The following is a 14,408-nucleotide window of genomic DNA, read 5'->3' on the forward strand; positions in this document are numbered from 1 at the left end:
GCCGGAGCGCGCAGGCGCGCGCCTAGCTGGCGTGGCGCGGGGCGCCCGGTCAGAATCGGGCCCATCCTTTCCATGCCATGAGTCGCCACATGCCCGCTCCCGCCCGCCTCACCGCCGCGCTGCTGCTCGCGCTGTTGCCCGCCATGGCCGTGGGCGGCGCGGCCGCGCAGGCCAAGAAGCCGTACCGCAGCGGGCAGCAGATCCTCGACGCATCCCCGGCCAGCGACTGGCGCACGCTCGACCCGGCGCGCACGCTCTACCTGGAGCTGGCCAGCGGCCGGGTGGTGATCGAACTGGCGCCGGCGTTCGCGCCCGAGCATGTGGCCAACATCACGACCCTGGCCCACGAGCACTTCTGGGATGGCACCAGCATCTACCGCTCGCAAGACAACTTCGTGGTGCAGTTCGGCGACGTGGATGGCGAGGATCCGGCCAAGGCCAAGTCGCTGGGCAGCGCGAAGACGCATCTGCCGGCCGAGTTCCACCGCAGCGCCAAGGGCCTGGACTTCCAGCCGCTGCCCGACCGCGATGGCTGGGCCAGGCAGGTGGGCTTCGTCGACGGCTTCCCGGCCGCGCGCGACGGCGCCGACGGCAAGGCCTGGCTGGCGCACTGCTACGGCACGCTGGGCGCGGGCCGCAACAACGCCGACGACAGCAGCATTGGCGCCGAGCTGTACGTGGTCATCGGCCAGTCGCCGCGCCAGCTGGACGACAACATCACCGTGGTCGGCCGCGTGGTGAAGGGCATGGAGCTGCTGAGCACGATCCAGCGCGGCCCGGAGCCTATGGGCTTCTATACCGACCCGGCGCAACGCACGCCGATCAAGTCGATCCGCCTGGCCAGCGAGGTGCCCGCCGCCGAGCGCACGCCGCTGGAGCTGCTGCGCACCGACAGCCAGACCTTCCGCGACGTGGTCGAAGCCAAGCGCAACCGCGTGGACGACTTCTACAAGCGTCCGGCCGGCCATATCGACCTGTGCAACGTGCCGCTGCCGGTGCGGACGCCGGGCGGCAAGAAGTAAGCGAGGCGCGGGGAGCCCCCGCGTCAGCGCCGCGGGACGTGCCGACGCGATCCGCGCGTCCTAGACAATCCCTTGGCGCCGCCCCGGTTCGCTGGCGTGCAGATAGCGGGTGAAGGTGTCGCTGGGGCGATCGCAGCCGCACTCGGCCAGCACCATCCCCACGTTGCCGCGATGGTAGGCGCCATGCGCCAGCACGTGGAACAGGATCTCCGCGCGGGTCATGGTGCCCGCTTCGCCGTCGGTGAAGGAGAAGGAGACCGGCGCGTGCAGCGCGCCGGCTTTCAGCGTCGCCACGTACTGCCGGTACCAGGCGTCGGATGCGGCGACGTCTTCGCGCAAGGCTTCGAGGGTCGGCGTGTCCGGCGTGTTGGTCGCCTGGTAGGCGTGAGCCGTCCCCTGCAGATGGGCGGCGAAGATCCGGTCCACCACGTAGGCGTGATTCATCAGCCGCACCGCGCGCTTCCATTGCGCCGGATGCTGCTGCGGATCGATCGTGGCAAGCGCCTCGAACATCTCCGCGTTGGCCCATGCCTTGTAGCCGAACTGCTTATCCATCCGCTTGCTCCTAAAGGTCAGGTCCGAGGGGCTGTCAGCGCGGGCGCCTGGCCGTGGCGCGCTGGCTGACCGCGACGCTGCCCAGGATCAGCACCGCCGCCAGCAGCATCGTCCAAGTCAGCGGTTCGCCCAGGATGGCCCAGGCCAGCAGCGCGCCGAACACCGGAATCAGATAGGTCACCGTGGCCGCGCGGGCCGGCCCGATGCGCTGGATCAGGCGGTAGTACACGCGGTAGGCCAGGCCGGTGCACACGATGCCCAGCGCGCCGGCGCAGGCCCAGGCCACGCCGGGCACCGGCGCGGTGGGCCAGTGGGTCACCGCCAGCGGCGAGAGCAGCAGGGCCGCGCAACCCAGCGTCGCCGCCGCCGAGCTGGCCGGCGGCAGATCGGCCATGTGCCGCTTCACCAGGTTGTAGCCGATGCCGTACAGCAGCGACGCGGTCGCGCCGGCCAGCGCCGCCGGACCCACGCTCAGGCCGCCGGCCTTGCCGGTGGCCAGCACCAGCACGCCGATGAAGCCGACCAGCAGGGCGATGGCGCGGCGCGCGCCGATCTTCTCGCCGAAGAACAGGAAGGCGATCAGCGCGGTGAACAGCACCGTCATCGCATTGGTGATGGCGCCGATCGCCGCCGGCGCGTGCTGCGCGCCCCAGGCGAACAGCAGGAAGGGCAAGGCCGAGTTCAGCACGCCGATGCCGGCCAGCACCGGCCAGCGCTTGGCCGGAAATTGCGCCCGGTCGCGCCACAGGAACGGCAGCAGCACCAGCGCGCCCAGGCACAGACGCAGCTCGACCAGGGCATAGGCGCCGAAATGCGGCGCGGCCACGCGCATGAAGAGGAAGGAGCTGCCCCAGATCACGCCCAGCACGGCCAGCTCGATGGGCGTGCGCCAGTCGCGGGCGGTGTCGGTGGGCGGGCAGGCGGCCGAAGGCGAGGCATGGGACATGGCGCGGTTCCACATGGAAATCGTGAGGGAAGGTGCGGACGGCAGCGCGCCGTCGGCAGGCGCCGCCAGCCTGCGCGAGGCGGCGGCGGCGCGCTGGCCGGTTCCGGACATCGCAGCGTGATTGCATGGTCCAGCGCGCGGCCTGGCCCTACAAGCGCGTAGTATCGGCGCCTGCCACAAATCTGATTTGTGCCTCGCCATGCACTTGCGCCCGACCCTGTTGCCCTCCCTCGGCGTGTTCGCCGCGGCCGCCCGCCACCAGAACCTGGCCCACGCCGCCGAGGAGCTGCACCTGACCGCCAGCGCGGTCAGCCACCACGTGCGCAAGCTCGAGGCGCTGCTGGGCGTGAGCCTGTTCCAGCGTCACGCGCGCGGGGTCAAGCTCACTCCGGAAGGCCGCCAGCTGGCCGATGCCGCCACCGCTGCGCTGGCCGACGTGGCCGCAGTCGCCGGCGCGCTGCATCCGCAGTCCGAGGTGGTGCCGCTGAAGGTGACCACGCTGCACTCGCTGGCCTACTGCTGGCTGCTGCCGCGCCTGCCGCGCTTCTGCGCCGCCTATCCGCGGGTGCGGGTGGAACTGGACTCCAGCCCGGCGATGGCGCGCTTCGACGACAACGGCCCGGAGGTCGGCATCCGCTATGGCAGCGGCGACTGGCCGGGCATCACCGCCCATCATCTGATGGACGATGAGCTGTTCCCGGTCGCCTCCCCTGCGCTGCAAGGCATCGGCGAGGTGACCACGCCGGCCCAGATCGCCCGGCTGCCGCTACTGGCCGACCTGGGCCTGCAGGGCTGGCGCGAGTGGTTCCGCGAAGTCGGCGTGCATGGCGCGCAGCTGCCGATCGCGCATGTGTTCAGCGACAGCACCGACGTGATGCGCGCGGCGGTCTACGGCCTGGGCGCGGCGCTGGCGCGCAAGCACATCGCCCTGCCCTATCTGCAGCGCTATGAGCTGGTGCGTCTGCCCGGCCCGGCCATCCGCGCGCGCTTCGCCTATTACGCCGTGCACGCTACGCATCGCCCGCTGTCGCCGGCCGCGCGGCTGTTCATGGACTGGCTCAAGGAACAGGCCAAGGACACGCGCACGCCGATGCCGGCGGTGCCCGACGAGTTGCTCGGCCGCGCACCGGGCTGAGCGCCACGTCAGCGGCCGGCGCCGTCGTAAGGAAGGATAGTCAGCGAGGCCAGATCCAGCTGCGGCAGGCAGCGCACGTTGATCGCGACCATCGCCGCGCCGTCCGGCCCGGTGCCTTCGCTGTAGGGCGCGATCCCGCAGGTCGCGCAGAAGTGGTGGCGCAACGTGTGCGAGTGAAAGGTGTAGGTCTGGACCGCGCCTGGATCGCTGCGCAGCGAAAACGCCGCGCGCGGCGCGAACCAGAGTAGGCCGCCGCGGCGCCGGCACAGCGAGCAGTTGCAGTCGATCACCTCGCGTACCTCACCGGTCACGGTGAAGTCGATGGCGCCGCAGTGGCAACTTCCGGCATGGTGCATGGCGAGCGCTCCGCGCGTTGGAAGCGCCAGTCTAGGACATCGCCCGGCGCGTGCGGGCCGGTGGCGCCTTCAGTCGACGAACTGGGCCAGGGCCTCTTCCGCCGGCGCCGGGCGGCCCGGGTAGTAGCCCTGGCCCAGGTCGCAACCGATCTCGCGCAGGCGGCTCCAGACCGCCGAGCTCTCGATGCCTTCGGCCACCACCACCGCTTCCATGCTGTGGCCCATGTTGACGATCGATTCGACCAGGCGGCACATGCGCCGGCTGTCGATGACGTCGCGCACGAAGCTCATGTCGATCTTCAGCTCGTCCACATGGAAGTGGCGGAAGTAGGACAGCGAGGAGTAGCCCACGCCGAAATCGTCCACCGCGATGCGCAGGCCCATCTCGCGCAGACGCGTGAGCGCCTGGCCGATCTGCTGCGGATTGTCGACGAAGGCGGTCTCTGTGACTTCCAGCATCACCTGGGCGGGGTTGACGTTCCAGATGCGCAGGGCCGAGGCCATCTGTTCGACGAAGCCACCGGCGGTCAGCGCGATCGGCGACACGTTCAAGCCGCACTGCAGGTCCGGATGCTCGGCGAACACCGGCGCGCAGTGGCGCAGCGTGGCGTTGATGCTCCAGCGGGTCAGGCCGTCGATCAGGCCGGTCTGCTCGGCGGCGACGACGAACAGGTCCGGCCGCACCGGACCCAGCACGGGGTCGTGCCAGCGCGCCAGCGATTCGAAGCCGCGCAGGGCACCGCTGTCCAGGGCGAAGATGGGCTGCAGGTGGACCTGCAGCGCGTTGTGATGGATCGCGCGGTGCAGGTCTTCGTAGCCCACGCTGGCCGGCATCTGCCCCGCATACAGCGCGTGATGCTCAGGCCGCTGGGCGGCGCTCGCGCAGGCCACGTCGGCGTGCCGGCACAGCTGCTCGGCGTCGGCTGCGTTGACGGCCATGGCCACACCCACGGCCACGGTCACCCGGGAGGGGCGGCCGCCGGCTTCCAGCGGATAGCGGAAGGCGCGCGCGATCTTGCCCGCGGCCAGCATGGCCAGGTTCTGGTCGCGCACGCCGGGCAGCAGCACGGCGAAATCGCACTCGCCGATGCGCACCAGCGCATCGACCTCGCGCAGGCAGTCGCCCAGGCGCGCAGTGAAGGCGGCGATGAGCGCATCGCTGGCGCCGTAGCCGAACACCGCCTCGTACTCGCGCAGCCGCTGCATGCGCACCACCAGCAGCGCGCCGCCCGCGGCCGGCTCGGGGACGAGGCGCGCGATGGTGTCGAACAGGATTTCGCGATTGAGCATCTGGCCGTCCTAGCGCCTTGCCTGGCGCAGCGTCATGCTGGCCTGTGCACATCTCACAGATACAGTTCCTTGGGATCGAGCCCGTAACTGCCGGGCTTGAGCCCCTTGCGGATGCTGATCTGGCGGTTGTCGTGCGCGCCCCAGGTGTCGCGCAGGTCCAGCGGCTCGAAGGCCTCGCGCCGCTGCTTGTCGGCATCGGTCAGCAGCATGACCTGCGGGAACAGCCGGCGCACCGGGTTCTGCTCGACCACGATGGCGACCTCGCCGGTGGACAGTTCCACCAGGCTGCCGGTCGGATACACGCCCAGGCACTGCACGAACTGCTCGACCAGGTCGGGCTGATAGGACGCGCCGCGCTGGCGGTAGAGCGCCTGCATGGCCTCGTAGCGCGACAGCGGCTCGCGGTAAGGCCGCGGGCTGGTCATGGCGTCGAACGAGTCGACGATCGCCGCGATCCGCCCGAACAGCGGGATCTGCGAGCCGGTCAAGCCGGCGGGATAGCCCGAGCCGTCCTCGCGCTCGTGGTGGGTCAGGATCATCTCGCGCACGACGCTGTTGGAGGCACCTGAGGCGTCGTACAGGCGCAGGCTGTGGCCGAGGTGGCTGCGCAGCAGCTCCAGCTCTTCGGCAGACAGGGCGCCATCGTGTTCCAGCAGCGACTCGGGCAAGGCGGTCTTGCCGATGTCCAGCAGCAGCCCGGCGGTGGCCAGGTCGTGCAGGGCCTCATCAGGGAATCCCAGATGCCGGCCGAAGGCGGCCATGAAGCCGCAGCAGTTCACCGCGTGGCTGTAGGTGTAGCCGTCGTGCTGACGCAGGGCCTCCAGCCAGAAGAACGCATCGGGATTGCGCACGATGCTGTCCACCACCGGCGTCACCGCCTCCTCCACCGCCTCAACGTCCAGCCGGCCGCCGTTGCGCAGCTCGGCGATGATGCCGCCGGCGGCACGGTCCACCGATTCCAGCGCCTGGCTGGCACGCGGCACCTCGTCCTGGACGCGCGACAGGATCGGGCGCGGATTGGCGGTCAGCGTGGCCAGTTCGGGGATCACGTAGGGCTTGCGCCGTTTCGCCGGCGCCGGCTCCGGCTCCGGGTCGCCCACGACCATGGGCGCAGCCGCCGGCTTGCGCAGGGCGGCGCGCACGAAGCTCTCGCTCTTGATCACATCGACGGTGACCTTGGCGCAGTACTTGGCCAGCTCGGCGATATCGGCCGGGTTTTCGATCAGGAATCCTTCCAGCATGTACGGCGTGCCCAGCCAGTCGCGGTCGAGCCGGCTGACGTACATCCCCGGGCGCAGCTCGCCCACCTGCAGCTCGCGTTCCTCGATCCACATCCGTTGATGCCCGCCCCTCGCAGTACTTGCAGCCGTCGCAGCCATCGCAGTCCCTGCCGTTCTCGCAGTCGCATCAGCGAACATGCTCCCCATCCCTTGCACGCATCATCCCTAGACCCCAGCCGGCTTTCAAGGAAAGACGGACTGAGCAGCGTAACGGCAGGACAACGGCTTTCTTTAGCGACTAGCGCGTGTCCCCGACGAGCGGGTCGGCGGCCACGAATCCCCCCGTCTGCCGCTGCCACAAACGCGCATAGAGCCCCCCCTCGGCCAGCAGCTCGGCGTGGGTCCCCGTCTCCACGATCCGCCCCGCATCCATCACCACCAGCCGGTCCATCCGGGCGATCGTAGACAGCCGATGCGCAATGGCGATGACGGTCTTGCCGCGCATCAGCACGTCCAGGCTGTCCTGGATGGCCGCCTCGACCTCCGAATCCAGCGCCGAGGTGGCCTCGTCCAGCAGCAGGATCGGCGCATCCTTCAGCAGCACCCGGGCGATGGCGATGCGCTGGCGCTGGCCGCCGGAGAGCTTGACCCCGCGTTCGCCCACGTGGGCATCCAGTCCGGTGCGCCCCTCACCATCCACCAGCGTATTGATGAAGCCATCGGCACGCGCCTGGGCGATGGCCGCCGCGACCTGCTCGGGCGTCGCCTCGGGACGGCCGTAACGCAGGTTATCGAGGATCGAGCGATGCAACAGCGAGGTGTCCTGGGTGACCACGCCGATCTGCCCGCGCAGGCTGGCCTGGGTGACGCCGGCGATGTCCTGGCCATCGATCAGGATGCGCCCGGCTTCCAGGTCGTAGAGCCGCAGCAGCACGTTGACCAAGGTCGACTTGCCGGCGCCGGACGGACCGACCAGGCCGATCCGCTCGCCGGCGGCCACGGTCAAATTCAACCCGGCGATCACCCCGCCGCGCTGGCCGTAGTGGAAGTGGATGCCCTCGAAGCGCACCTGCCCGGCCGTGACCCGCAGCGGCGGCGCGCCGGGACGATCGATGACGGTATGCGGCCGGGCGATGGTCTCCATGCCGTCCTGGACCGTGCCGATGTCCTCGAACAGGCCGTTGACCACCCACATGATCCAGCCGGACATGTTCTCGATGCGGATCACCAGCCCCGTGGAAAGGGCGATGGCGCCGACGGTGATCGCCCCGCGCTGCCACAGCCACAGGCCCAGGCCGGCGGTGCCCACGATCATCAGGCCGTTGAGCACGGCGATGACCACGTCCATCGCGGTGGTCATGCGGGTCATGCGCTGCACGCTGCCCAGGTTCTCGCGCACCGCCTCGGCGACATAGTCGTCTTCGCGCCGCGGATGCGGGAACAGCTTGAGCGTGGCGATGTTGGTATAGCCGTCCACCACCCGGCCCATCAGCCTGGACTTGGACTCCGACGCGCGCCAGGAGCGCTCCTTCACCCGCGGCACGAAATACGCCAGCGCCGCCACGTAGGCCAGCAGCCAGGCGATCAGCGGCAGCATCAGCCGCCAGTCCGACTGGGCGAACAGCACCAGCGCGCTGCCGGTATACACCGCCACGTACCACAGCGCATCGATCAGCTGGGTGGCCGACTCGCGCAGCGAGGCGCCGGTCTGCATGATCCGGTTGGCGATGCGTCCGGCGTAGTCGTTCTGGAAGAAGGCCAGGCTCTGCCGCACCACGTGCCGATGCTGCTGCCAGCGCGTGCGCGCGGTCAGCGCCGGCGTCACCGACTGGTGCATCAGCAGGTCGCCCAGGGCCATCAGCAGCGGCCGCAGCACCAGCGCCACGCCCGCCATGCCCAGCAGCTGCGGGCCGTGGCGGTCGAAGAAGCCGGCCGCCGTCTCGTCCTTGGCCAGGTCCACCAGCTTGCCGAGGAAGTCGAACAGCGCCACTTCCACCAGCGCCACCGCGAAACCGACCACGAACATCGCCGCCAGCACCCAGCCGCCCGGCCGCAGATAGTGCAGATAGAAACGCACCAGCCCGCTCGGCGGCGTCGCCTCGTCGGGACGGCCGAACACGTCGATCAGCGATTCGAACCAGCGGAAGATCATGGGAGCAGGCGAAGTCTAGAGGAGTCCGGCGTGAGCAGCGGCGAAGACAAGGACGGCGCCGTCCTTGCCCGCTCCTCAACCCGCTTCGCCTGCGCCTGGTCTCAGGTCAGCGCATGCTCGGCCACGATCACCCCGTTGGCATCGGCGTACAGCCACTGCCCGGGCACGAAGGACACCCCGGCGAAGCGCACCGGCACATCGACCTCGCCCAGGCCGCGCTTCTCGGTCTTCATCGGCACGGCGGCCAGCGCCTTGATGCCCAGCGGCAGGTTGGCCAGCACTTCCACATCGCGCACACAGCCGTGCACCAGCACGCCGGACCAGCCGTTGGCCACGGCCTTCTCGGCCAGCATGTCGCCCAGCATCGCGTGGCGCAGCGAGCCGCCGGCCTCGATCACCAGCACCTTGCCGGTGCCGGCCTGTTCGACCTGCTCGCGCACGCGCGAGTTGTCCTCCGGGCAGCGCAGGGTGACGATCGTGCCGCTGAAGGCCTGCGCGCCGCCGAAGTCGCGGAACAGCGGCTCGGCCACCTGCACCTCGGGATGGGCATCGCACAGGTCGGGCGTACTCCACTGGGGCATTGGCGTTCTCCGCTTGGACGGGACTACAGCGCCCGGCTGATGGTGAAGCTGCCGAACACCGGCGGCTCGCTCTGGCCGTCGAACTCGCGGCTGGAATGGTAGCGCGCCACGGCGAACTTCCAGCGCCCCTTCATGACCGCCACGCCGTAGCCGATGTAGCCCACCACATTGCGCTTGTCCACGCTGTGGCTGTCCTTCCAGGTGTTGCCGTCCAGGGTAATGTCGCGCAGCACCCAGCGCACGTCGGTGGTCAGGAAGGCGTGGAAGCGCCATTCGCCGCCCGGACGGGTCTGGCTGGCCGGGGCGGTGTTCTCGCCGGCCGGGCGCAGCGGCGTGCTGCCGAAGTCGTCGGGCAGATGGCGGCCGAAGCGCAGCTCGGCGCCGCCGTTGGCGAAGGTCTGGTAGTTGCCCAGCGCCGCGCCGTAATGGGTGATCGCGTCCCAGGTCCACAGCCCCGAGCCCCAGGCGAAGCGATGCATGCGCTCGTGGCGCAGCAGGAACAGCGGCTCGTCGCGCAGCTGGTTGTCCCAGCCGCGGAATTTCTTGTCGCTGAGCACCCGGTGCACCGCCTCCTGGATCTGCTTGCCGCGCGCCGACGGCCCGACCCAGCCGAGGCCGATCTGCGTGGTCTGCAGCGCATCGCCCTTGCGCGCGTTGTAGCCGAAGGTGGCCATCAGCACGCCGGCATAGGGTCGGTCGTCCGGGATCAGGTCGCTGCGGGTGTTGTCCTTGGGCGTGTACAGGGCCTGGCCGAGGTTGAAGACCATGTTCTGCTCATCGAAGCCCTCCGGCTTGATCGCGCCGAGGTAGCGGTTGACCAGACGCGCCATCGGCGACAGACACGGATCGTCCTGGTAGTCCTTGAGGTTGGCCGAGACCCAACCCAGCTCCACACCGCTGGTATAGCCCTGGTCCTGGTGATCGCCGCCGAACAGGTCGTTGTCGACGCGGAGGCTGACGGCCTTGGGGATGTCGGTGCGGGTGGGACATTGCTCCGACGTGACCGCCTGCGCGCTGCCGCTCGCCGTGGCTGCGATCAGCAGCCAGCCTGCCTTGGACATGGGATTCCCGCGTGAAAGTTGAGTGCAGGGAATCATGAACGGCTCAGTACTGAAATTGGTGTGAAGGCATGACACGCAGCGTCGCGATGGCCGGTCTTGCCAGCCTGCCCGGCTATGCTCACCGGCCCTCGTCCTTGCCGGAGCACCGCGATGGCCAAACGCAGCGCCGCACCGCCCGACGCCGATCTGTTCCAGACGCCCGCCGCCCCGGAGGGCATCCGCGTGGGCATCGGCGGCTGGGTGTACGCGCCCTGGCGCGACAACTTCTACCCGGCCGGACTGGTGCAGCGGCTGGAGCTGGAATACGCCAGCGCCCGCCTCACCGCGATCGAGATCAACGGCACCTACTACGGCACCCAGCAGCCGGCCACCTACGCCAAGTGGCGCGATGCCACGCCGGAGGGCTTCATGTTCTCGGCCAAGGCGCCCAAGCGCATCACCCAGTCGCGCAAGCTGACCGGCACGCGTGCGCAGGTGGAGGATTTCATCGGCGGCATCGGCGAACTGGGCGACAAGCTCGGGCCGCTGGTGTGGCAGTTCGAGGCCGGGCGCAGGATCGATGCCGAGCAGTTCGAAGGCTTCCTCGACCTGCTGCCGAAGAAGGCCGGCAAGCGCACGCTGCGGCACGTGCTGGACGTGCGCGATCCGGACTTCATCACGCCCGACTTCCTGGCCCTGGTCCGCGCGCACGGCATGGGTACCGTGTTCTCCGAATCCACCGAATATCCCTCCTTCGCCGATATCACCGGCGACTTCGTCTATGCGCGCCTGATGGCCAGCCGCAGCGACGAGGCCACCGGCTATCCGGCGGCCGAACTGGATGCCTGGGCGCGCCGCGCACGCGCCTGGCGCGCCGGCGAGGACCCCGAGGAGCTGCCGCACGTGGGCCCGACGCCGGCGCCCAAACAGCCGCGCGAGGTCTTCGTGTTCTTCATTTCCGCGGCCAAGGAACGCAACCCCGCCGCGGCCATGGCCTTGCTGGAACGCTTGCGCAAATAATCGTTTCGCCACGGCGAGGCGGCGCGGCGATAATTGCGGCCATGCCCATGTCCGTCCGCCGCAAGGCCCACCTGCAAGTGCACCTGTGCGTGCTGTTGTGGGGATTCACCGCCATCCTCGGCAAGCTCATCACCCTGCCCGCGCTGCCCCTGGTGTGGTGGCGCATGCTGCTGGTGGTGCTCGCCCTGGCCCTGTTGCCGACAGTCTGGCGCGGCCTGCGCGCGATGCCGGTGCGGCGGCGCTGGGCCTATGCCGGCATCGGCGCGCTGGTGGCACTGCACTGGCTGACCTTCTACGGCGCGATCAAGCTGGCCAATGCCTCGGTCGCGGCGACCTGCATCGCGCTGGCGCCGGCGTTCACCGCGATGATCGAGCCATGGGTGACGCGCCGGCCGTTCGATGCGCGCGAGCTGTTCTTCGGCATCGCCACCCTGCCCGGCGTGGCGATGGTGGTCGGCGGCGTGCCGCACGAGATGCGCGCCGGCATCGCGGTCGGTGCGCTGTCAGCGCTGCTGGTGGCGGTGTTCGGCTCGCTCAACAAGCGCATGGTGGAAGGTGGCGAACCGCTGACCGTCACCGCCCTGGAGCTGGGCGCCGGCACCGTGCTGCTGACCGCGCTGGCGCCGCTGATGGCGCTGGTGCCCGGCTTCGGCGGCGCGCTGCTGGTCCTGCCCGGCCTGCACGATGCGGCGCTGCTAGTGGTGCTGTCGCTGGTCTGCACGCTGCTGCCCTTCGCCCTGGCGCTGGTGGCCCTGCGCCAGGTCAGCGCCTACGGCATGCAGCTGGCCACCAACCTGGAGCCGGTCTACGCGATCCTGCTGGCCATCGTGCTGCTGGGCGAGCAGCGCGAACTCACGCCGATGTTCTACGGCGGCGTGGCGATCATCCTGGTCGCGGTCTTCGCCCACCCGGTGGTGGCGCGGCGCAGCCCAGCCGCGCATCCCGAGCTGCTGGTCACCGCCGAAGCCAAGAGCGTGGCCGACTGAGCCCGCCCGGCTAGGGCGCCAGCACCACGCGGTCGCGGCCGCCGCGCTTGGCTGCATACAGCGCCTGGTCGGCGCGGCGGAACGCGTCCTCGGCCGTGTCGTCGCGGCGCCGGCATTCGGCCACGCCGATGCTCACCGTCACCGCCAGGTCGACCGGCAGCGAGGTGGCCGCGGTGCGCAGGAACTCGCACTGCGCACGCGCCTGCTCGCCGGTGCTGTCCGGGAACAGGATCACGAACTCCTCCCCGCCGTAGCGCGCGGCCATGCCGTCGGCGCTGTGCGCGCGCAGCGTGTCGGCCAGCGCCACCAGCACTTCATCGCCCGTGGCGTGGCCGTGCACGTCGTTGATCACCTTGAAGTGGTCCACATCGACCACCGCGACGCTGACGCCCTTGCCGCGCCCGGCCGCGTGCTGCTCCAGGGCCATGTCCAGCGCCATGGTCAACGCGCGGCGATTGGGCAGGCCGGTCAGCGGGTCGGTGCGGGTCTGCTCGGCCAGGTCGGCGTTCTGGACTTCCAGCTCGTCCTGGTACTGGCGCAGCTGCTGCTCGTACCAGTCGCGCTCGGCCATCTGCGTGGCCAGCGCGCTGGAGATGCGCCGCAGCTCCAGCAGGTACATCACCTGGCGCGCCAGCGCGCGCAGCGCCTCCGCCTGCCCGGGGCTGAGCGTGCGCGGCTTGCTGTCCAGCACGCACAGCGCGCCCAGCGCCTGGCCATCGGGCGTCACCAGCGGCGCGCCGGCGTAGAAGCGCACACCCAGCGCGCCGGTCACCAGAGGGTTGTCGAGAAAGCGCGCATCGGTGCTCGCATCGCGCACCACCGTCGTTTCCTCGGCGCCAGGATGGCGTGGCCGCAGAAGGAGACGTCGCGCCCGGTCTGCTGCGCTTCCACGCCCTTGCGCGACTTGAACCACTGGCGATCCTCATCGATCAGGCTGATCGCCGCGATCGGCGCATCGCAGATGCGCGCGGCGATGGTGACCAGATCGTCGTAGGCCTGTTCGTTCTCGCTGTCCAGGATGTGATAGCGCGCCAGGACGGCCTGGCGCCGGGCTTCGTCGTGCGGATGCGGGGGACTTGGCATGCGGCGAACTTAGCCAGTGACCGTTCGTCGGACCAATCGAGGAAGCTAAAACCACGCAGCCTGTCACAGGGCAGACTCAGTGAGGCGGGCTCACCACTGCGTCAGATCGGGCAGCAGGCCGCGCAGCTCGGCATCGGTGAGATTGCGCCAGCGGCCCGGCTTGAGCGGGCCCAGCTTGACGTTGTCGATCCGCACCCGGCGCAGCTGGGTGACGCGATAGCCGAAGGCCGCGGCCATCAGCCTGATCTGCCGGTTCAGCCCCTGGGTGAGCACGATGCGGAAGCCGAACTTGGCGATGCGCCCGGTGCGGCACGGCAGCGTCGTCTGGTCGTGGATGCGCACGCCCTTGGCCATGGCGCGCAGGAACTCCTCGGTCACCGGCTTGTTGACCTCGACCAGGTACTCCTTCTCGTGGCGATTCTCGGCGCGCAGGATCTGGTTGACGATGTCGCCGTTGCTGGTCATCAGGATCAGCCCTTCGGAGTCCTTGTCCAGCCGCCCGATCGGGAAGATGCGCTGCTCGTGGCCGACGAAGTCGACGATGTTGCCCTTGACGCTGGCCTCGGTGGTGCAGGTGATGCCGACCGGCTTGTTCAGCGCGATATAGACGTGGCGCCGCCCGCTCGACTTGGACACCGTCCGCGCGCGCAGGGGCTGGCCATCGACCAGGACCACGTCCTCCGGCCCCACCACCGCGCCCGCACCGGCCGGATGCCCGTTGACCGTCACCCGCCGCTCCCCGATCAGCCGATCGGCCTCACGCCGCGAGCAGAAGCCGGTTTCGGCGATGTGCTTGTTGAGGCGGGTGGGGGTGGGGGGGGAGGTGTCGTTCATGGAGGCGGTTGGGGATTCGGGATTCGGGATTCGGGATTGGGGATTGGGGATTGAGGATTGGCGTTGGCAGCATCGCGTCAGACCGCATGATCCGCCCCCTCCCTTGCGCGCAGCGCAGGGGAGGGTTGGGGAGGGGTCGCTGTTGCTGTTGCGGTTGCCTTCCAAACATCGCGCGAATGGCGAAAAGC

At 69.8% G+C, this 14,408-nt stretch carries 14 protein-coding genes and 1 pseudogene; 5 read left to right on the plus strand and 10 right to left on the minus strand.

Features of this window, described 5'->3' with window-relative positions; genetic code table 11:
• Window positions 1-89: 89 nt before the first annotated feature.
• Window positions 90-1,022, plus strand: coding sequence for a peptidylprolyl isomerase (locus tag ACFJIT_RS11070; RefSeq protein WP_379653638.1), 933 nt, complete (start codon window positions 90-92; stop codon window positions 1,020-1,022).
• A gap of 60 nt (window positions 1,023-1,082) precedes the next feature.
• Here the strand turns inward: ACFJIT_RS11070 and ACFJIT_RS11075 are convergent, their stop codons facing one another.
• Window positions 1,083-1,577 (minus strand): DinB family protein, encoded by a 495-nt coding sequence (locus ACFJIT_RS11075; protein ID WP_379653639.1) that lies wholly within the window; start codon window positions 1,575-1,577, stop codon window positions 1,083-1,085.
• 34 nt (window positions 1,578-1,611) lie between these two features.
• Window positions 1,612-2,523, minus strand: a complete 912-nt coding sequence (locus ACFJIT_RS11080) for a DMT family transporter (RefSeq protein ID WP_379653640.1) — start codon at window positions 2,521-2,523, stop codon at window positions 1,612-1,614.
• On the opposite strand from ACFJIT_RS11080, the gene ACFJIT_RS11085 reads away from it, so the two are divergent.
• Window positions 2,522-2,644 (plus strand): hypothetical protein, encoded by a 123-nt coding sequence (locus ACFJIT_RS11085; RefSeq protein WP_379653641.1) that lies wholly within the window; start codon window positions 2,522-2,524, stop codon window positions 2,642-2,644. The genes ACFJIT_RS11080 and ACFJIT_RS11085 overlap by 2 nt on opposite strands.
• Window positions 2,645-2,722: 78 nt before the next feature.
• Complete coding sequence (locus ACFJIT_RS11090; RefSeq protein WP_379653642.1) at window positions 2,723-3,658, plus strand: LysR substrate-binding domain-containing protein; 936 nt, start codon at window positions 2,723-2,725, stop codon at window positions 3,656-3,658.
• An 8-nt stretch (window positions 3,659-3,666) separates the two neighbouring features.
• Here ACFJIT_RS11090 and ACFJIT_RS11095 read toward each other — a convergent pair whose 3' ends face one another.
• The 6 genes from ACFJIT_RS11095 to ACFJIT_RS11120 all read right to left on the minus strand — a co-directional run bounded on the left by ACFJIT_RS11095 (window position 3,667) and on the right by ACFJIT_RS11120 (window position 10,318).
• Window positions 3,667-4,014, minus strand: a complete 348-nt coding sequence (locus ACFJIT_RS11095; protein WP_130533697.1) for a GFA family protein — start codon at window positions 4,012-4,014, stop codon at window positions 3,667-3,669.
• 69 nt (window positions 4,015-4,083) lie between these two features.
• A complete protein-coding gene (locus tag ACFJIT_RS11100; protein WP_130519839.1) occupies window positions 4,084-5,304 on the minus strand; it encodes a bifunctional diguanylate cyclase/phosphodiesterase in 1,221 nt (406 codons plus the stop codon).
• 53 nt (window positions 5,305-5,357) lie between these two features.
• The gene (locus tag ACFJIT_RS11105) at window positions 5,358-6,638 is read right to left on the minus strand and encodes an HD-GYP domain-containing protein (RefSeq protein ID WP_379653643.1); all 1,281 of its coding nucleotides are present in this window, start codon (window positions 6,636-6,638) and stop codon (window positions 5,358-5,360) included.
• A gap of 184 nt (window positions 6,639-6,822) precedes the next feature.
• The gene (locus tag ACFJIT_RS11110) at window positions 6,823-8,673 is read right to left on the minus strand and encodes an ABC transporter ATP-binding protein (RefSeq protein WP_379655764.1); all 1,851 of its coding nucleotides are present in this window, start codon (window positions 8,671-8,673) and stop codon (window positions 6,823-6,825) included.
• A gap of 104 nt (window positions 8,674-8,777) precedes the next feature.
• Window positions 8,778-9,257 (minus strand): ribonuclease E activity regulator RraA, encoded by a 480-nt coding sequence (gene rraA, locus ACFJIT_RS11115; protein WP_130519837.1) that lies wholly within the window; start codon window positions 9,255-9,257, stop codon window positions 8,778-8,780.
• 23 nt (window positions 9,258-9,280) lie between these two features.
• Window positions 9,281-10,318, minus strand: coding sequence for a lipid A deacylase LpxR family protein (locus ACFJIT_RS11120; RefSeq protein ID WP_379653644.1), 1,038 nt, complete (start codon window positions 10,316-10,318; stop codon window positions 9,281-9,283).
• Between the two features lie 150 nt (window positions 10,319-10,468).
• On the opposite strand from ACFJIT_RS11120, the gene ACFJIT_RS11125 reads away from it, so the two are divergent.
• Window positions 10,469-11,317, plus strand: a complete 849-nt coding sequence (locus tag ACFJIT_RS11125) for a DUF72 domain-containing protein (RefSeq protein WP_379653645.1) — start codon at window positions 10,469-10,471, stop codon at window positions 11,315-11,317.
• Window positions 11,318-11,358: 41 nt separating this feature from the next.
• Window positions 11,359-12,303 (plus strand): DMT family transporter, encoded by a 945-nt coding sequence (locus ACFJIT_RS11130; protein WP_379653646.1) that lies wholly within the window; start codon window positions 11,359-11,361, stop codon window positions 12,301-12,303.
• A gap of 10 nt (window positions 12,304-12,313) precedes the next feature.
• On the opposite strand, the pseudogene ACFJIT_RS11135 reads toward ACFJIT_RS11130, so the two are convergent.
• A pseudogene (locus tag ACFJIT_RS11135) lies at window positions 12,314-13,386 on the minus strand (GGDEF domain-containing protein).
• A 90-nt stretch (window positions 13,387-13,476) separates the two neighbouring features.
• Window positions 13,477-14,220, minus strand: a complete 744-nt coding sequence (locus ACFJIT_RS11140; RefSeq protein WP_379653647.1) for a pseudouridine synthase — start codon at window positions 14,218-14,220, stop codon at window positions 13,477-13,479.
• Window positions 14,221-14,408: the final 188 nt, after the last annotated feature.

It is taken from the genome of Pseudoxanthomonas sp. UC19_8 (assembly GCF_042700505.1).
GTDB lineage: Bacteria > Pseudomonadota > Gammaproteobacteria > Xanthomonadales > Xanthomonadaceae > Pseudoxanthomonas_A > Pseudoxanthomonas_A winnipegensis.